The sequence below is a fragment of the Streptomyces viridifaciens genome (genome assembly GCF_001888885.2).
Lineage (GTDB): Bacteria > Actinomycetota > Actinomycetes > Streptomycetales > Streptomycetaceae > Kitasatospora > Kitasatospora aureofaciens.
The window spans coordinates 5,017,037-5,033,617 of record NZ_CP090841.1; the positions used below are offsets into that span (position 1 = coordinate 5,017,037).

A 16,581-nucleotide genomic window follows, 5' to 3' on the forward strand; every position below is an offset into this window, starting at 1 on the left:
CGCGGACTCGCGAGTCGCACCAGACTCACACTGAAGGGTGGGCCGGAATGTTCCGGTCCACCCTTCGGCTTTACGCAGCAAGCAAGCAGACTCATCCGCACTGGAGGCACAACCATGACCACCTTCGTGGACCGCGTCGAACTTCATGTCGCCGCGGGTAACGGGGGCCACGGCTGCGCCTCCGTGCACCGCGAGAAGTTCAAGCCGCTCGGCGGGCCGGACGGCGGCAACGGCGGTGAGGGCGGCAGCGTCATCCTCACCGTGGACTCGCAGGTCACCACCCTGCTCGAGTACCACCACTCGCCCAAGCGCAAGGCGACCAACGGCAAGCCCGGCGCGGGCGGCCACCGCACCGGCGCGGACGGCGAGGACCTCGTCCTGCTGGTGCCGGATGGCACCGTGGTCCTGGACCGCAAGGGCAACGTGCTCGCCGACCTGGTCGGCCACGGCACCAGCTTCGTCGCCGCCCAGGGCGGCCGCGGCGGCCTCGGCAACGCCGCGCTGGCCTCGGCCCGCCGCAAGGCCCCGGGCTTCGCGCTGCTCGGCGAGCCCGGCGAGGCCCGCGACATCGTGATGGAGCTCAAGTCCGTCGCCGACGTGGCGTTGGTCGGCTACCCGAGCGCCGGCAAGTCCTCGCTGATCTCGGTGCTCTCCGCCGCCAAGCCGAAGATCGCGGACTACCCGTTCACCACCCTGATCCCCAACCTCGGCGTGGTCACCGCGGGCGACACCGTCTACACCATCGCCGACGTGCCCGGTCTGATCCCGGGCGCGAGCCAGGGCCGGGGCCTGGGCCTGGAGTTCCTGCGGCACGTCGAGCGCTGCTCGGTGCTGGTGCACGTGCTGGACTGCGCCACCCTGGAGCCCGGCCGCGACCCGCTGACCGACCTGGAGACCATCGAGGCCGAGCTCGCCGAGTACGGCGGTCTGGAGGACCGTCCGCGCCTGGTCGCGCTCAACAAGGTGGACGTCCCGGACGGCCAGGACATCGCCGATCTGACCCGCGCCTCCCTGGAGGAGCGCGGCTACCAGGTGTTCGAGGTCTCCGCCGCCTCCCGCAAGGGCCTGCGCGAGCTGAGCTTCGCGGTGGCGAAGATCGTCGCCGAGGCGCGCGCCGCCAAGCCGGCCGAGGAGTCGACCCGGATCGTGCTGCGGCCCGCCGCCGTCGACGACGCGGGCTTCACCATCGAGGAGGAGGACGGCGCGTACCGCATCCGCGGCGTCAAGCCGGAGCGCTGGGTCCGCCAGACCGACTTCAGCAACGACGAGGCCGTCGGCTACCTCGCCGACCGGCTGGCCCGGCTCGGGGTCGAGGACCGGCTGTGGAAGGTCGGGGCGCACGAGGGCGACACCGTCATCATCGGCCCGGACGAGAACGCCGTCGTCTTCGACTGGGAGCCGACCATGGCCGCCGGCGCCGAGATGCTCGGCCGCCGCGGCGAGGACCACCGGATGGAGACCCAGCGTCCGGCGGTCGACCGCCGCCGCGAGAAGCAGAAGGGGCGGGACGCGGCCGAGGCCGAGTTCCTCGCCTTCGAGGCGCTCTCCAGCGGCCGGCAGTCCGCCATCGAGGGCGACGACGAGGACTACTGAGCCGGTAGCCGGTAGCCGGTAGCCGGTAGTTGCGAAGCGGACGGCCCTGCCACCTCGACAGGTGGCAGGGCCGTCCGCTTCGTGCTGCGGTGACGAAACGTCACTTCGTCCAGGCGGCCTGGACCTTGGTGATGTCGCTCGCGTCGCCGAAGCCGACCATCACCGGGGTGACTCCGGCCTGGAAGCTGACGATGGAGCAGCCCTTGAACGCGACGCCCTTGGTGGCGCCGGCCCAGCTCGGGGTATTGCACTTGGCGACCGGGGTCGACCCGACCGGGTCGGCGCCCATGCCGATGTTGCCCGAGGCGTCGTAGACCTTGAGCTTGGCGGCGGGGTCGCTGAAGGTCAGCTTGGTGTCGCTGAGGTTCGTCATGGTCCAGCTGACGTAGAACAGCGCGCGGCCGTCCAGGCCGGCGGTGTTGGCCTTGGCGTCCTGGAAGTCCTTGATCGAGCCCGGCTGGATCCCGGTGACGGTCCACTGCAGCTTGGCGGCGGCGTTGGACGTCTTGTCGGTGAAGTCGATGCTGGCCGGCTGGCCGAACTTCACCGAGGTGCCGGCCTGCGGCAGCTTGCCGCCGCCCGCGCCGCCGCCCGCGCCGCCGCCGGACGTGCCGGACGTGCCGGCCGTACCGGCACCGCCGGTGGCCGCGCCGCCGGTCGCCGTGCCGCCGGACCCGGCCCCGCCCGTGGCGGCACCACCGGTGGCCGCTCCCGACGGGGCGGCGGTCGAACCGCCGGCCGCGCCGCCGGTGGCCGCGCCGGTCTGGGCCGGAGCCGCTCCGGTGGCGCCGCCCGTGCCGGCCGGGTCCGAGTTGTCCGGACCGCAGGCGGCGAGCGAGAGGGCGGTGGCCGCCGCCAGGGCGGCGACGGTCAGCTTCGTGGTGTACGAACGCATGGTGCGCTTTTCTCCTGGGCGCGCGGCCGCGAACCGTTGCCGGCCTGCCCGTTGCGGCGCCGCCCCGTGTGACGGGAACGTCGAAGACGAGTGGGTACAGCGGGCAAGAAGCCGTCCCCCGATCTGGCTTTCGGTCAGGGACCATACCAGCCGTCCGGATTGACGTACTGGTTGTGGCGGGCCCGTGACCGGGCCGGGTCCAGCCGGTGAAACCCCGTGGGGGTGACCTGCGCGGATCGCGTAGATTTCGGACATGGCGGCCGGGCCCGGCCCCGTCGTACCCGCACCACCGGAAGGGCGTACAGCGAGATGAGCGAGGACTCACTGCGGGAGGAGGTGCTGACCGCACGGCGGATCGTGGTCAAGGTCGGCTCCTCCTCACTCACCACGGCGGCCGGCGGCCTGGACGCCGACCGGGTCGACGCCCTGGTGGACGCGATCGCCAAGGTGCGCAGCCGCCCGGACGCCCCCGAGGTCGTCCTCGTCTCCTCCGGGGCCATCGCCGCCGGGCTCGCCCCGCTCGGCCTGGACGGGCGCCCCAAGGACCTGGCCCGCCAGCAGGCCGCCGCCAGCGTCGGCCAGGGACTGCTGGTCGCGCGCTACACCGCCTCCTTCGCCCGGTACGGCATCCGGGTCGGCCAGGTGCTGCTCACCGCCGAGGACGCCAGCCGCCGCGCCCACTACCGCAACGCCTACCGGACGCTGGACCAGCTGCTGGCGATGGGCGCGATGCCGATCGTCAACGAGAACGACACCGTCGCCACCGCCGAAATCAAGTTCGGGGACAACGACCGGCTGGCCGCGCTGGTCGCCCACCTGGTCCGGGCCGACCTGCTGGTGCTGCTCTCCGACGTGGACGGCCTCTACGACGGCGACCCGGCCAAGCCCGGCACCAGCCGGATCGCCGAGGTGCGCGGCCCGCACGACCTGGACGGCATCGAGATCGGCAGCGCCGGCAAGGCGGGCGTGGGCACCGGGGGCATGGTCACCAAGGTCGAGGCGGCCCGGATCGCCACCGGCGCGGGCATCCCGGTGGTGCTCACCGCGGCCAGCCACGCGACCGACGCGCTGGCCGGGCGGCCCACCGGCACGCTCTTCCTGCGCACCGGCAGCCGCACCTCCGACCGGATGCTCTGGCTGGCCCACGCGAGCAGCCCGCGCGGGGCCCTGCACCTGGACGCGGGCGCGGTCGAGGCGGTCGTCTCGGCCGGCGCGTCCCTGCTGCCGGCCGGGGTGACCAAGGTCGACGGGGAGTTCGCCGCGGGGGATCCGGTGGACCTTCTTGCCGAAAACGGCCACATCGTGGCTCGCGGGCTGGTCAACTTTGATGCGAGGGAGTTGCCCCGCCTGCTCGGCCGGTCCACCCGCGACCTGGCCCAGGAGTTCGGCGCCGCGTACGAGCGCGAGGTCGTCCACCGCGACGACCTGGTCGTTCTGCGCGGCTGACCGGCCGTTCGGCCGGCACCGGCCGGACGGCGCAGCGCGGTCGGCGGGCCGCTCCGTACCGGGAGCGGCCCGGCCGCGGGCGAGGAGGGGCGCAGCCGTGCCGGTCGGCCGAGGGCCGGCGGGGGCGGTGGGGGACGACACGAGATCGCCGAACAGGAGGCCGCCGGTGGAACGCAGGCGCGAGGCAGCGCTGACCGGAGGGACGGCGGGCCGGCGGCTGACCAGTATCGACGGCGGACGCGGGGACGGCCCTGCCGAGCCGGCCGGTCCGCCGCCGCAGGGACCGGGCGGGGCGCGCGGGCTCCGGCCCCAGCGCGCGGAGGCGGCGGAACCGCCCGGTGTGCCGGAGCAGGCGCGACTGTGGCACGTGGTGCTGAGCGTGGCCGGGCAGACCACCCCGCTGTCCTCGCTACGGGCCTCGCTTGAGCGACTGGCGCACGACCACTCGTTCTTCCTGACCGCCCGCTACGCGGCGGACCACGCCGAGATCCGCTACTGGGAACAGGCCCGGGACCTGCACGACGCGGCGGCGATCGCGCTGCGGCTGTGGGGCGAGCACAAGGTGACCGCGAACCTGCCGCCGTGGGAGATCGTCGGCCTGGAGGTGGTCGATCGGGCGACGTACCACAAGCGGGTGGCCGAGGGCTTCGGCGGTCCGCCGCCGCGCCTCGGCGGCGTGTACCCGTACTGACCGGCCCTGTTCGGATGGCGAAACGGCGACCGGGCGCGCGGGGGCAGTCGCTACTCTTGGCGGCATGACCAGCGACCTCACCACCGCCGACAGCCCCGTCCTCGCCGTAGCGCGCCGAGCCCGGGAGGCCGCCGCCGCGCTCGCCCCGCTGCCGCGCCGGGCCAAGGACGCCGCGCTGCTGGCGATCGCGGACGCGCTGGTCGCCCGCAGCGCCGAGATCGTCGCGGCCAACGCCGAGGACGTGGCCCGGGCCCGTGAGGCCGGGACGGCCGAGTCGGTGATCGACCGGCTGAGCCTGACCGACGAGCGGATCGCCGCGATCGCCTCCGACGTGCGCGACGTGGCCGGCCTGGCCGACCCGGTCGGCGAGGTGGTGCGCGGCTACACCCTGCCGAACGGCCTGGACGTGCGCCAGGTGCGGGTGCCGCTCGGCGTGGTGGGCATCATCTACGAGGCCCGGCCGAACGTCACGGTGGACGCCGCGGCGCTCTGCCTGAAGTCCGGCAACGCGGTGCTGCTGCGCGGCTCCGCCTCCGCCTACCGCTCCAACACCGCGCTGGTCGCCGTCCTGCGGGACGCCGTCGAGGCGGCCGGGCTGCCGGCCGACGTGATCCAGCTCGTCCCGGGGGAGAGCCGGGACTCGGTGCAGGAACTGATGCGCGCCCGGGGCTACGTCGACGTGCTGATCCCGCGCGGCGGGGCCTCGCTGATCCGCACCGTGGTCGAGGGCTCGACCGTCCCGGTGATCGAGACCGGCACCGGCAACTGCCACGTGTACGTGGACGCGCAGACCGACCTGGCGATGGCCGTCGGCATCCTGCTGAACTCCAAGGCGCAGCGGGTCAGCGTCTGCAACGCGGCCGAGACGCTGCTGGTGCACCAGGACGTCGCGGACGCCTTCCTGCCGCTCGCGCTGGCCGCCCTGGCCGAGGCCGGGGTGACGGTGCACGGCGACGAGGCGGTGCTCAAGGCCGCCGAGGGCAGCGCCGCCACCGTGGTGCCGGCCACCGACGAGGACTGGGGCGCCGAGTATCTCTCGTACGACCTGGCCGCGGCCGTGGTGCCCTCGCTGGACGCCGCGGTGGAGCACATCCGCCGCTGGTCCTCCGGCCACACCGAGGCGATCGTGACCACCTCGCAGGCCGCCGCCCGCCGCTTCACCCAGCTGGTGGACTCGACCACGGTGGCGGTCAACGCCTCCACCCGGTTCACCGACGGCGGTGAGTTCGGCTTCGGCGCGGAGATCGGCATCTCCACCCAGAAGCTGCACGCCCGCGGCCCGATGGGCCTGCCGGAGCTCACCAGCACCAAGTACATCGTCACCGGTGACGGGCACGTCCGCGGTTAGGGCGTGGCTCTCGGATCACGCCGGGTCGGGGGAGCGGCCGTCACACGCGTGACGGACCAACTGCCGGGAGCCACAGACAAATCGTGCGGCCGGTAATACGCTGAATCCGTGGCTGAGGATGTGGGGGGCTTGCCGTACCCCGACGGCGCCGACCACGGTGGTGCGGACGACGAGTTCGCCACCGTGGTCTTCGATGAGGCCTTCGTCCGGTCCGCCGCGGTGCACGAGCCGACGGCCAGGGAGCGGCAGCTCGCCGCAGCCGAGGCGCGGTTCGAGCCGGACACCGCGGGATCGGGCTGGAGCTTCGACTTTCCGGCCGGGGACGGCCTGCCGCTGGAGCTGCGGCCGTACCCGAGCGGACTCGACGAGGACCACCTGTACCCCGACCCCTGGTCGGGCCCCGTCCGGGCGACCGGCTGCCGGGGCCGGCGCTGGGGGCGGCGCTACGATCCGGTGCGCGCCCGCGGGCGGTACGTGGCCCAGCAGCGCTGGCACCGGCCGGTGGCCTGGGTCCTGGCCGTGATCATGGGCGTCAGCCTGGTGGCGGTGGCGGTCGCGGCGGTCTACCAGGGCGTGGGCGGCGCCGCCGGCGCGCCCCGGCGGCCGGAGTCCGGCAGCAGCAGCCCGGGGGCGGACCCGCGGTCCGCGCCCGCCGAGCCGTTGCCGGTGGTCACGGCGCGCGCGGGCTGAGCGGTACGGGGGCGCACGCCCGGGGCGGGTGGTCACGGAGCGTTCCCGGCAAACTGCGCAAGGGCCCTCGTGGCGGGGCTGCCGTCCGCCTACCCTGGTGTTATGGGTGACCCGCGCGAGCCTCCTGAGGGTACGCCCGAGGGCGGTTCCGGCAACGAGGACGAGTTCCGGTCCGTCGTCTTCGACGAATCGTTCGTCCGTGCTGCCCGGATCCAGGAGCTGTCCGCCCGGGAGCGGCTGGCGGGCTCCTTCGGCAGGGCCACCCGGGCGCGGGTGCGGCTCGGGCCGCTGGGGACGGTGCCGCGCCAGGCGCTCGCCCTGCTGCTGCTCATCCTGCTGGCCTTCGGGGCCGCGGTGTACTTCGGGGTGAACTCGCCCAAGGGCCTCGCGTCACGGCCGGAGGGCAGTCAACTGACCGTCAGCCTGGTCGCGTTGAGCCCGGCTTCGGCCGTCCACCCGGTCGCCGACCCGGCGGATCCGTTCGCCGCGCTGCCGCCCGGGTACGGCGACGGGGCGGCCGGGCTGAACACCCCGGCCGGGGCCGCGACCGAGCACTTCAGCAAGGTCGAGGTGACCAAGGCGCTGGACACCGTGCAGCGCTACCTGGTGGCCTCCTCGCTGACGCCGGCCGCTCTGGTCCAGGGCGCCACCACGGATGTGCGGACCTTCGTGACGCCCGGTGAGCAGGCCCAGTTCGACGCCTCCGTCAGCCAGCCGGTGGACGACCGGCACCACGCGGTGACCGGCTGGATCGTGCGCTTCGACCCGGCGCAGGCCGCCCTGGCCTCCGACACCGTGAAGGTGGTCGGCGCGATGCGGGTCGACGAGGCGGACAGCGGGACGCTGCAGATCACCACCGACCACACCTTCGTCTACGCACTGAAGCCGGCCGGCGCCCCGGCCGGGGCGCCCGTCACCCTGGAGACCGTGCGGCGCGAGCTGACCTTCCAGTTCGACCGGGTGGACCTGGCCTCGGCGCAGCTGCGGCTGGTGGACTCGGTGGTGCAGGCCGGGCCGGAGCCGTGCACCGCCTCGATGGCGGGCTTCCTGCAGCCGGTGCTGGCCACCGCGCGGGGGGCGGTGGTCCCGCCGCCGCCAGCGGTGGACCCGGGTGACCACGCGCGGCCGGCCTGGCAGGTGTGCGGGGTCCTGTCGGGGAGCTGAGGGGCCCGCTGCCGCGGCGAGCCGGGACGGCCGGTGCCCCGGGCGGGCGCCGGCCGTCCCGGACCGGGCGGCTCAGCCGTCGGTGCGCTCCGCGGAGCCGTGGTCCGTCGGGGAGCCGGTGCGGCCGCCGCCGGTGAAGGTGTCGCGCAGCTTGCCGCCGACGGTCGCGGCGCCGCCGGCCACGTCGCGCAGCAGGCCCATCAGCGGGTCCTTGCTCTCCTTGACCGAGGTCGTGTAGTGCTCGGCGGCGGCCTTCCACTGCTCGCCGACCGAGGTGTCCCGGTCGTCGCTGCGGCGCGGGTAGGCGCCGGCCGTGATCGAGCGGTACTCGTCGCTCTCCGCCCACTTCTTCAGCTGGGCGACCCGGACCACCGCGAACGGGTGGGTCTGCGGCAGCAGTTGGAGCAGCTTGAGCACGCCGTCACGCAGGTCACCGGCCTTCTCGTACTCCTCGGCCTGCTCCAGGAAGGCGTCGACGTTCATCTCGGCCAGGTTGTGGCCGCCGGCCAGCTTCATCAGGGCCCGCATGGACGCCTGGAGGTCCTGCCCGGCGAGCAGGCCGGCCCGGTCGCTGGACAGCTCGGCCTTGCGGAACCACTCCTTGAGCGCGGTGACGAGCGCCATGATCGCGAGGTTGCCGAGCGGCACCCAGGCGATCCGGGTGGCGATGTTGGTGAGGATCATCAGCATCGTCCGGTAGACGGCGTGGCCGGACATCGCGTGGCCGACCTCGTGGCCGATGACGGAGCGCAGCTCCTCCTCGTCCAGCAGCTCGACCAGGCCGCTGGTGATCACGATGATCGGGGTGTCGATGCCGATGGTGAACGCGTTGACCGCCGGGTCCTGGGTGACGTACAGGTCCGGGACCTGATCCAGGTCCAGCACGTAGGCGGCGTCGCGGACCATGTCGTACAGCTCGGGGAACTGGCGCTCGGAGGTCTTCACGGCGGTGGCCAGGAACATCAGCCGGATCGAGCGCTCGGACACCAGGCCGGCGAGCTTCTTCAGGATGTCGTCGAAGCCGGACAGCTTGCGCAGGGCGACCAGCGCCGAGCGGTCCGCCGGGTGCTCCCAGGCCCGGGTGGAGATCTCGGGGAAACGCTGGCGGCGCCGGCTCGGGGCCTTCGCGGTCGTGTCGGTCATGGTGTGAGTGCCTCCTGTCGACGGCGGCTCCGGCGCAGTGGCCGGCCCCCCGCTGGTCTTCGCCTGCAACGACTCGTCTGCAACGACTGCCTGTGCAACGTCCGCGGTTGCGTACTCGTCCCCGGGTCAGCGTACGCGCGGGCCCGGGCGCGGTACGGGGCCCGGTGGGTGGCGCCGGTGTGAGGCCGGTTTACCCTGAATGCCCTGGAGAACCGGGACCGGACCCGGCCGCGGTACCGAGCAGTTCGAGGAGTCCCTCAGATGTCCACCGAAGCGCTGGTCAGCCTGGCCGCACCCATCTCCGACGAGGCCGGCCCGGGGCTGTTCCTGCGGATCATCGTGGTCGCGTCCTTCGTCGGGATCGGCCTGCTGGTCTGGATCATGGCCCGCGCCTTCCGGGGCCAGTAAGCCCCCCGTTCGACACCCGGGCCTCACGGCCGGTCAGCGGCGGTGGGCCGCCGAGCGGTTGCCGCGTAACCCCCCGTACGATGACGGGTGGGCCCTCACCGGCCCGGAACCACCCCCAGGTCCGTTCACCGAGCCGAGAAGGTCCCGCCGACCATGAGCACTGCTGCCGCACTCCCCGTCCTTAACCTGCTCGCCGAGGGCGAGGGGGGAAACCACGACAGCCTGAACCCGCTGCTGACGGGCGGCTCCGCGCTGTTCATCCTGATGCTCCTGCTCTTCATCGTCACCCGCTTCAACCGGGACCGCTGAGCCGGGACCACGGACCGCTCGGGGAGCGTCCGGCCAGTGGGCCGGCCGCTCCCTCACGCATCTGCGGGCAACCCCCACACGGCCGTTCCCGCACCGTGACGGGCGTCGCGTAAGGTGTGGCGGCATGGGAGAGCAGGCCGGGAATCCCGGCGGACCGGAACCGGTGAAGAAGCGCCTCGGCGTGATGGGCGGCACCTTCGACCCGATCCACCACGGCCACCTGGTCGCCGCCAGTGAGGTGGCGAGCGCGTTCCACCTGGACGAGGTGATCTTCGTCCCGACCGGGGAGCCCTGGCAGAAGAGCGACCGCCACGTCACCCCGGCCGAGGACCGCTACCTGATGACGGTCATCGCCACCGCCGAGAACCCGCAGTTCTCGGTGAGCCGGATCGACATCGACCGCCAGGGCCCGACGTACACCGTCGACACCCTGCGCGACCTGCACTCCCTCCACCCGGACGCGGACCTCTTCTTCATCACGGGCGCCGACGCGCTCGCCCAGATCCTGTCCTGGCACGACTCCGACGAGCTGTTCTCGCTGGCGCACTTCATCGGGTGCACGCGCCCGGGCCACACCCTGTCGGACGCCGGGCTCCCGGTGGGAGGGGTCTCCCTGATGGAGGTCCCGGCGCTGGCCATCTCCTCCACGGACTGCCGCAACCGGGTCGCCAAGGGCGAGCCGGTCTGGTACCTCGTGCCGGACGGCGTGGTCCGCTACATCGACAAGCGGGCGCTGTACGCGCCGCACGGGACCTGAGCCAGGAGCGGGCGTGAGCGATCGCAACGGCAACGGCGGGCAGCAGCCGGAGGAGTGGTCCACCGGGCAGTACCAGCAGCCGTACCAGGGCCAGGGCCACGGGTACCAGCAGGCGCAGCCGCAACCGCAGGCGTACGAGCAGTACGAGCAGCCGTACGAGCAGTACGACCAGTACGGGCAGCCGGTGTACGGCCAGGGCACGTACGGCGGCCAGGCCCAGGGGTACCAGCAGGACCAGGGCTACCAGCAGGGGTACCAGCAGCAGACCGGGCAGTTCCCGCAGCAGCACTCGTACGGGCAGCAGCACGAGCAGTACGACCAGTACGGGCAGCCGGTGTACACCCAGGACCCGTACGGCGGTCACCAGCAGCAGGGCTACCAGGGGTACCAGCAGCCGTACCAGGCCGCGCCGGTGGCCGCCGAGCCGCAGCCCGCGCCGACCGTCGCGCCGGAGGCGTCCGCGCCCGCTCCCGCTGCGCCTGCCTCCGCCGCGGTGCCGCCGCCGCGTCGCCGCTCGCCCCGGCCGGCCGCCGAGGCGGCCCCGGCCGCGCCGGAGTCGCCGTCCGAGCAGGTCGCCGGGGCCCGGTCCGGCAAGGCCGGCGGCCGGGCGCCCAAGGACGCCTACGCCACGGGAGAGTTCACCTTCGTCGACGAGGGGGAGGAGGAGTCCGAGGACGTCATCGACTGGCTGAAGTTCGCCGAGTCCCGCAGCGAGGTGCGCGCCGAGCGGCGCCGCAAGCTGAAGAACCGGCTGGTCGGCCTCGGTGTGGTGCTGGCGCTCGCGGCCGGCGGCGTCGGCGGCTACCTGTGGTTCACCGGGGACAAGCCGACCGCGGCCGCCGCGGCCGGCGGGCGGCAGGTCAACGTCGTCCACCTGCGCGACCTGCAGGGCAAGGTGTCCAGCGCGCTGCTGGTCGACGACGCCTCCGGGCACAAGGGCACGGTCCTGCTGCTGCCCGACGTGCTGCGGCTGCCCGGCCCCGGAGACCCGCCGGTGACCACCGTCGGCCAGGCCATGGACGCGATCGGCGCCTCGGCGACCCGCGACGGCCTGGCCACCGTGCTGGGCGCCCCGGTGGCCGGCACCTGGCGGCTGGACACCCCGTACCTGGAACTGCTGGTCTCCCAGCTCGGCGGCGTCCGGGTGGACACCAACGCGGCGACCCACGAGGGCGGCAAGCCGGACGGCAAGGAGCTGTCCCCGGCGGGCAAGAACACCCTGCTCAGCGGCAAGGCCGCGGTGGCGTACGCGACCCTCCAGGCGCCCGGCGAGAACCGGGACGCCCAGCTGGCCCGGTTCGGGCAGGTGATGGACGCGGTGGTGCGCACCATGCCGACCGAGTTCAAGGACGCCAAGGACGACGTGCACCGGATGAACGCGGTGCTCGACCCCTCGCTGCCCGAGGACGCCCTGGCCGGGGTGCTCGCCCAGCTCGCCCAACAGGCCAAGGACGGCCACTTCAGTACCACCGCGCTGACCGTCAAGCCGGACGGCACCCTGGACGAGGCGACGGCGGGCAAGCAGGTCAAGGACGTGCTCGGCGGCACCGTGAAGTCCGCGGCGGCCGGCGACGCCCCCGCCCGGGTCTCGCTGCAGGACGCCTCCGGCAACGACGCGGCGGGCGCCGCCGCGCAGGTCCAGATCATCAACTCGGGCCTGACGTTCATCCCGGGCGGCGCCAAGGCCGCGCCGCAGGCCAGTAGTGAGATCCGCTACACCGACGACGCCCGGCAGGCCGCGGCGAAGTCCCTGGCGACCAGCCTGGGGCTGCCGGACACGGCGGTGAAGAAGGTCGGCGACGCCCAGAACGCGGACCTGGTGGTCGTGCTCGGCAAGGACTACCAGCCGCCGAAGACCCAGTAGCCGCTCGGCCGGCCACCGGGGGATCCGGTGACCGGCCGGCGCCCGGTCCGGCCCCGCCGCCCCCGCGACCCCGGAAATGCGTTCCGAGGCCGCTGGGGCGGCGTGAGATCCTGGAAGGCGACCCCGGCCGCGCGCCGGGGCCGCCCCAAGCCGCCGAGCCGGAAGAACACCGTGACCGTCACCGACCACAGCCAGCAGCTCATCACCGTCGCCGCGCAGGCGGCGGCCGACAAGCTCGCGCACAACATCATCGCCTTCGACGTCAGCGAGGTGCTGTCGATCACCGACGCCTTCCTGATCGCCTCCGCGAACAACGACCGCCAGGTCCGCTCGATCGCCGAGGAGATCGAGGACCAGCTGCGCGAGCAGCTGGACATCAAGCCGGTGCGCCGCGAGGGCGAGCGCGAGGGCCGCTGGATCCTGCTCGACTACCTGGACATCGTCGTGCACGTCCAGCACTCCGAGGAGCGCTCCTTCTACTCGCTGGACCGGCTCTGGAAGGACTGCCCCGAGCTGCCGCTGCCCGCGGACGCCATCGAGTCGCGCAACCGCCCCGACGCCATCACCGACGAGGCCGGCAACGCCGTCGCCCCGGCCGACGACTTCGGCAAGCCCGAGGACCTGCACTGAGCAGGGACGCGCGCGGCCCGCGCATCGTCTTCTGGCGGCACGGCCAGACCTCCTGGAACCTCGAATCGCGGTTCCAGGGCACCACGGACATCGAGCTGACCGGCCAGGGCGTCCTGCAGGCCCAGCGGGCGGCCCGGCTGCTCTCCGGCCTGCGCCCCGACCTGCTGATCTCCTCGGACCTCAAGCGCGCCCGGCGCACCGCCGAGGAGCTGGCCGCGGTCACCGGGCTGGACGTGCAGCACCACGAGGGCCTGCGGGAGACGTACGCGGGCTCCTGGCAGGGGCTGACCAACGCCGAGATCCGCGAGCGCTACCCGGAGGAGTACGCGGCCTGGGCGGCCGGGGAGCCGGTGCGGCGCGGCGGCGGCGAGCTGTCCACCGAGGTCGCCGACCGTTCGGTGCCGGTGGTGCTGGAGGCCGTCGCCAAGCTGCCGGAGAACGGCACGCTGGTCGTGGTCAGCCACGGCGGCACCATCCGGACCATGCTCGGGCGGCTGCTGGGCCTGGAGCCGCCCGTGTGGGAGTGCTTCGGCGGCCTGTCCAACTGCTGCTGGTCGGTGCTCGGCAAGGGGGCGCGCGGCTGGCGACTGCTGGAGCACAACGCGGGCACGCTCCCGCAGCCGGTGATCGGCGACGACACCTGACGGCACCCGGCGGAGGGCACTCGGTGGAGGGGGCTTCGCGGGGGCCCGGAAGGAGCGGATTTCGCAGTTCCGGGCCTGACCAGCTAGAGTCTTCCTCGTTCGCAGGGAAGGAACGCGGCCCGGAAGGGAAGCGGGAGATCCGGTGAGTGCGGGGCTATAGCTCAGTTGGTAGAGCGCTTGCATGGCATGCAAGAGGTCTGGGGTTCAATTCCCCATAGCTCCACTCCGCATCGGCGGTCGTGGTCAGTCGGGGTTCCGCAGCCACGGTCGTCCGTGTCGCGGGGCTATAGCTCAGTTGGTAGAGCGCTTGCATGGCATGCAAGAGGTCTGGGGTTCAATTCCCCATAGCTCCACAGCAGTTCGAGAGGCCGTCACCCGGTGGGTGGCGGCCTCTCGGGTTTCGCCGGGCTCTCGGGCCCCCCGGGCTCTCGGGTTCCCGGGCTACGCACGGCTCGTCACGGCGTGCAGGTGTGGGTCCAGCCGCCCGGCGTCAGCGAGTCGAGCCGCTCGACCAGCTCCCGGTCCTCCGGGTTCTCCGGGACGTACACGACGATGTAGCACTCCGGCACGCCCGGCATCGTCAGGTAGGTGGCGTTCAGCCGCATCACGCCGAGCTCCGGGTGGCGGAAGGCCCGCCGCAGCGTGTGCGGCGGCGACACCTCCTGGCGGGCCCACAGCTCCCGGAACAGCTCGCTGCCGGCCGACAGCCGCTGCACGTGGTCCTCCCAGGCCGGCTCGCCGACGTGCTTGCCGTACGCCGAGCGCAGCACCGCCACCATCCGCGGCAGGGTCTCCTCCGGGTTCTCGCACGGGTTGCAGCACGCCGGTGCGGTCAGCATGCACCAGAGGCTGTTGAAGAAGACCCCGTGGGACGGGCGCATCCGCTCGGTGCCGAACAGCGACCGGTACGGCCGGTTGAAGCTCAGCACGTCGAACCGGGTGTTGGAGACCGCCGCGGGCAGCGGGGCCAGCGAGTCCAGGATCACCTGGATCGACGGGCTCAGCTCCGGCGGGGCCGGCTGCGCCAGCGGCGACGGAGCCATCCCGGCCAGCCGGAACAGGTGCTGGCGCTCGGTGCCGTCCAGCCGCAGCGCCCGGGACACCGCCAGCAGCACCTGCTCGCTCGCGTTGATCGGCCGCCCCTGCTCCAGCCACGTGTACCAGGTGACCCCGACCCCGGCGAGCTGCGCGACCTCCTCACGCCGCAGCCCCGGCGTACGGCGGCGCAACCCGGGCGGCAGGCCGACGTCCTCGGGGGTGACCCGCGCCCGGCAGGCCTTCAGGAAGCGGGCCAGCTCGGTCCGACGGCGTTCGCGGCCGCCCGCCGCGGTCGGGAGTTCCTCCAGGACGGTCATGCCGTCCATCGTGCCGCAGCGCGCCCGGGCGATACAGGTGCTGCCGGTACCAGGATCGGCAGGCTCTAACCACCAGTACCGGCACGGCCCCAGGCTGGTGGCCATGACGGACCTTCAGATCCGGCCCGGCGTGGCCGGAGGTACCACCGGGGCACCGGCCGTACGGCCCGGGCTGCTCCTCGCGCTCGTCCTGTGCGGGCAGTTCATGGCCGTGCTCGACGGCTCCATCGTGAACGTCGCCGTGCCCACCATCCGCACCGACCTGGGCGCCTCCGGCGCCGCCCTGCAACTCGTGATCGCCGGCTACACCATCTCCTACGCCGTACTGCTGATCACCGGCGCCCGGCTCGGCGCCCGCTACGGCTTCAGCCGGCTGTTCCAGCTGGGCCTGGCCGGCTTCACCGCCACCTCGCTGGCCTGCGGCCTCGCCCCGACCACCGGCTGGCTGATCGCCTTCCGGCTGCTCCAGGGAGCGGGCGCGGCGCTGATGGTGCCGCAGGTGATGAGCCTGCTCCAGCGGACCTTCACCGGCGCCGCCCGCACCCGGGCGATCGGCCTCTACTCGGCGGTGCTGGCCGTCGGCGTCGCGTTCGGGCAGGTGCTCGGCGGGGTACTGGTCAGCGCCGACCTCTTCGGTACGGGGTGGCGGCCGGTGTTCCTGGTCAACGTGCCGATCGGCCTGGTGCTGCTGGCGGCGGGCGCCCGGCTGCTGCCGAAGCTGCCCGGCGACGCCTCGCGCGGCTTCGACGTCCCCGGCCTGGTCGTGCTGGGCGCGGCGCTCGGCCTGCTGGTGGTGCCGCTGGTGCTCGGCAACGAACTCGGCTGGCCGGTCTGGGGCTGGGCGATGATCGCGGCCGGCGTGCTGCTGTCCGGCCTGTTCGTGGTGGTCGAGCGCGGCGTCGCCCGGCGCGGCGGGCAGCCGCTGATTCCCGGGCGGGTGCTGCGCGCGCCCGGGCTGCGCCCGGCGGCCGTCGGACTGTTCACGATCATGGCGGCCTACGCGGGCTTCATGTTCGCCTTCGCCCTGCACCAGCAGGCGGCCCTCGGCCACAGCGCGCTGCGGGCCGGGCTCTGCTCGGCGCCCGTCGCGATCGCCTTCGGCCTGGCCAGCCTGCGCTGGCACCGGTTGCCGGGCCGGCTGCACGCTCTGCTGCCGTCGGTCGCCGGACTGCTGCTCGGGGGCGGTTACCTGCTGTTGGGCGTGCTGCTCGGCGACGGCGCCGGGATCGGGGTGGTGGTGCTGGCCGAGACGGCCGCACTCGGCCTGGCCGCGGGCTCGGCGTACGCGCCGCTGTTCGCCCGGGCGCTCGCCGGGGTGGCACCCGAGGACGCGGCCGACGCCAGCGGGATGACGGTGACCGTTCTCCAGCTCGGGCAGGTGATCGGGGTCGCGGTGCTCGGCTCGGTGTTCCTCGGACAGGTGGACCTGCCGGCGCCGGCCGCCGACTCGGGGCACGCGCTGCTGATCACCCTGGCGGTCAACGCGGCGGTGGTGCTCGTCGGGGCGGGCTTCGCCGAGCGCAGCCGGCGGGTGGTGCGCTGACGGGGGAGCGCTCGTGGCCGGTCGGGTGGCCGTCGGGTGGCCGGTCGGGTGGCGGGCGGTTGCCCGGCGACGCTGCTTGCCCGGCTGTCCGGTGCGGCTGT

At 73.6% G+C, this 16,581-nt stretch carries 16 protein-coding genes and 2 tRNA genes; 15 read left to right on the forward strand and 3 right to left on the reverse strand.

Translation table 11 applies throughout. The annotated features are described in order from the left end of the window. The first annotated feature begins 114 nt into the window (after positions 1-114). Positions 115-1,593 carry a GTPase ObgE gene (gene obgE / locus BOQ63_RS29550; RefSeq protein ID WP_030283827.1) on the forward strand — a complete coding sequence of 493 codons (1,479 nt, stop codon included), beginning with the start codon at positions 115-117 and terminating at the stop codon, positions 1,591-1,593. Positions 1,594-1,693: 100 nt separating this feature from the next. Here obgE and BOQ63_RS29555 read toward each other — a convergent pair whose 3' ends face one another. After that, positions 1,694-2,488 carry a hypothetical protein gene (locus tag BOQ63_RS29555; RefSeq protein WP_150476169.1) on the reverse strand — a complete coding sequence of 265 codons (795 nt, stop codon included), beginning with the start codon at positions 2,486-2,488 and terminating at the stop codon, positions 1,694-1,696. A 309-nt stretch (positions 2,489-2,797) separates the two neighbouring features. Here BOQ63_RS29555 and proB point away from each other — a divergent pair, with 309 nt between their 5' ends. From proB to BOQ63_RS29580, 5 genes are all read left to right on the forward strand, one after another. Continuing rightward, positions 2,798-3,934 (forward strand): glutamate 5-kinase, encoded by a 1,137-nt coding sequence (gene proB, locus BOQ63_RS29560; RefSeq protein ID WP_046385975.1) that lies wholly within the window; start codon positions 2,798-2,800, stop codon positions 3,932-3,934. A gap of 166 nt (positions 3,935-4,100) precedes the next feature. Continuing rightward, on the forward strand, positions 4,101-4,625 hold the full coding sequence (locus BOQ63_RS29565; protein WP_033351368.1) for a DUF8830 family protein: 525 nt from the start codon (positions 4,101-4,103) through the stop codon (positions 4,623-4,625). A 64-nt stretch (positions 4,626-4,689) separates the two neighbouring features. Continuing rightward, positions 4,690-5,973: a glutamate-5-semialdehyde dehydrogenase gene (locus BOQ63_RS29570; RefSeq protein ID WP_030283836.1), complete on the forward strand. Its 1,284-nt coding sequence runs from the start codon at positions 4,690-4,692 to the stop codon at positions 5,971-5,973. Positions 5,974-6,081: 108 nt separating this feature from the next. Further along, positions 6,082-6,663 (forward strand): SCO2584 family spore wall biosynthesis protein, encoded by a 582-nt coding sequence (locus BOQ63_RS29575; RefSeq protein WP_030597867.1) that lies wholly within the window; start codon positions 6,082-6,084, stop codon positions 6,661-6,663. Between the two features lie 102 nt (positions 6,664-6,765). Then, on the forward strand, positions 6,766-7,827 hold the full coding sequence (locus tag BOQ63_RS29580) for an SCO2583 family membrane protein (RefSeq protein ID WP_030557590.1): 1,062 nt from the start codon (positions 6,766-6,768) through the stop codon (positions 7,825-7,827). A gap of 72 nt (positions 7,828-7,899) precedes the next feature. On the opposite strand, the gene BOQ63_RS29585 is transcribed toward BOQ63_RS29580, so the two are convergent. Next, the gene (locus BOQ63_RS29585) at positions 7,900-8,970 is read right to left on the reverse strand and encodes a M48 family metallopeptidase (RefSeq protein WP_030283843.1); all 1,071 of its coding nucleotides are present in this window, start codon (positions 8,968-8,970) and stop codon (positions 7,900-7,902) included. Positions 8,971-9,231: 261 nt separating this feature from the next. On the opposite strand from BOQ63_RS29585, the gene BOQ63_RS29590 reads away from it, so the two are divergent. The 8 genes from BOQ63_RS29590 to BOQ63_RS29625 all read left to right on the forward strand — a co-directional run bounded on the left by BOQ63_RS29590 (position 9,232) and on the right by BOQ63_RS29625 (position 13,935). Next, entirely contained in the window at positions 9,232-9,378 is a 147-nt protein-coding gene (locus BOQ63_RS29590; protein WP_157846575.1) for a hypothetical protein, read from the forward strand. Between the two features lie 153 nt (positions 9,379-9,531). Then, on the forward strand, positions 9,532-9,687 hold the full coding sequence (locus BOQ63_RS29595) for a hypothetical protein (RefSeq protein WP_167344932.1): 156 nt from the start codon (positions 9,532-9,534) through the stop codon (positions 9,685-9,687). A 124-nt stretch (positions 9,688-9,811) separates the two neighbouring features. After that, complete coding sequence (nadD, locus tag BOQ63_RS29600; RefSeq protein WP_030283845.1) at positions 9,812-10,444, forward strand: nicotinate-nucleotide adenylyltransferase; 633 nt, start codon at positions 9,812-9,814, stop codon at positions 10,442-10,444. 13 nt (positions 10,445-10,457) lie between these two features. Then, entirely contained in the window at positions 10,458-12,308 is a 1,851-nt protein-coding gene (locus BOQ63_RS29605; RefSeq protein ID WP_150476170.1) for an LCP family protein, read from the forward strand. Between the two features lie 171 nt (positions 12,309-12,479). Further along, positions 12,480-12,938: a ribosome silencing factor gene (rsfS, locus tag BOQ63_RS29610; RefSeq protein WP_030597865.1), complete on the forward strand. Its 459-nt coding sequence runs from the start codon at positions 12,480-12,482 to the stop codon at positions 12,936-12,938. Continuing rightward, a complete protein-coding gene (locus tag BOQ63_RS29615) occupies positions 12,935-13,582 on the forward strand; it encodes a histidine phosphatase family protein (protein WP_030283851.1) in 648 nt (215 codons plus the stop codon). The genes rsfS and BOQ63_RS29615 overlap by 4 nt, the downstream gene beginning before the upstream one ends. A 150-nt stretch (positions 13,583-13,732) precedes the next feature. After that, positions 13,733-13,805 (forward strand) — tRNA-Ala (locus BOQ63_RS29620). Positions 13,806-13,862: 57 nt separating this feature from the next. Continuing rightward, positions 13,863-13,935: transfer RNA gene (locus BOQ63_RS29625), tRNA-Ala, on the forward strand. Positions 13,936-14,037: 102 nt separating this feature from the next. Here BOQ63_RS29625 and BOQ63_RS29630 read toward each other — a convergent pair. After that, positions 14,038-14,937: a helix-turn-helix transcriptional regulator gene (locus BOQ63_RS29630; RefSeq protein ID WP_046385974.1), complete on the reverse strand. Its 900-nt coding sequence runs from the start codon at positions 14,935-14,937 to the stop codon at positions 14,038-14,040. Between the two features lie 103 nt (positions 14,938-15,040). Here BOQ63_RS29630 and BOQ63_RS29635 point away from each other — a divergent pair, with 103 nt between their 5' ends. Then, on the forward strand, positions 15,041-16,480 hold the full coding sequence (locus tag BOQ63_RS29635; protein WP_030597859.1) for an MFS transporter: 1,440 nt from the start codon (positions 15,041-15,043) through the stop codon (positions 16,478-16,480). The last annotated feature ends 101 nt before the right edge of the window (positions 16,481-16,581 follow it).

Excerpts from the sequence above, each read along its gene's own strand:
- obgE (WP_030283827.1), top strand. The coding sequence starts at position 115 with ATGACCACCTTCGTGGACCGCGTCGAACTTCATGTCGCCGCGGGTAAC.
- BOQ63_RS29555 (WP_150476169.1), bottom strand. The coding sequence starts at position 2,488 with ATGCGTTCGTACACCACGAAGCTGACCGTCGCCGCCCTGGCGGCGGCC.
- proB (WP_046385975.1), top strand. The coding sequence starts at position 2,798 with ATGAGCGAGGACTCACTGCGGGAGGAGGTGCTGACCGCACGGCGGATC.
- BOQ63_RS29570 (WP_030283836.1), top strand. The coding sequence starts at position 4,690 with ATGACCAGCGACCTCACCACCGCCGACAGCCCCGTCCTCGCCGTAGCG.
- BOQ63_RS29580 (WP_030557590.1), top strand. The coding sequence starts at position 6,766 with ATGGGTGACCCGCGCGAGCCTCCTGAGGGTACGCCCGAGGGCGGTTCC.
- BOQ63_RS29585 (WP_030283843.1), bottom strand. The coding sequence starts at position 8,970 with ATGACCGACACGACCGCGAAGGCCCCGAGCCGGCGCCGCCAGCGTTTC.
- BOQ63_RS29590 (WP_157846575.1), top strand. The coding sequence starts at position 9,232 with ATGTCCACCGAAGCGCTGGTCAGCCTGGCCGCACCCATCTCCGACGAG.
- BOQ63_RS29595 (WP_167344932.1), top strand. The coding sequence starts at position 9,532 with ATGAGCACTGCTGCCGCACTCCCCGTCCTTAACCTGCTCGCCGAGGGC.
- nadD (WP_030283845.1), top strand. The coding sequence starts at position 9,812 with ATGGGAGAGCAGGCCGGGAATCCCGGCGGACCGGAACCGGTGAAGAAG.
- BOQ63_RS29630 (WP_046385974.1), bottom strand. The coding sequence starts at position 14,937 with ATGACCGTCCTGGAGGAACTCCCGACCGCGGCGGGCGGCCGCGAACGC.
- BOQ63_RS29635 (WP_030597859.1), top strand. The coding sequence starts at position 15,041 with ATGACGGACCTTCAGATCCGGCCCGGCGTGGCCGGAGGTACCACCGGG.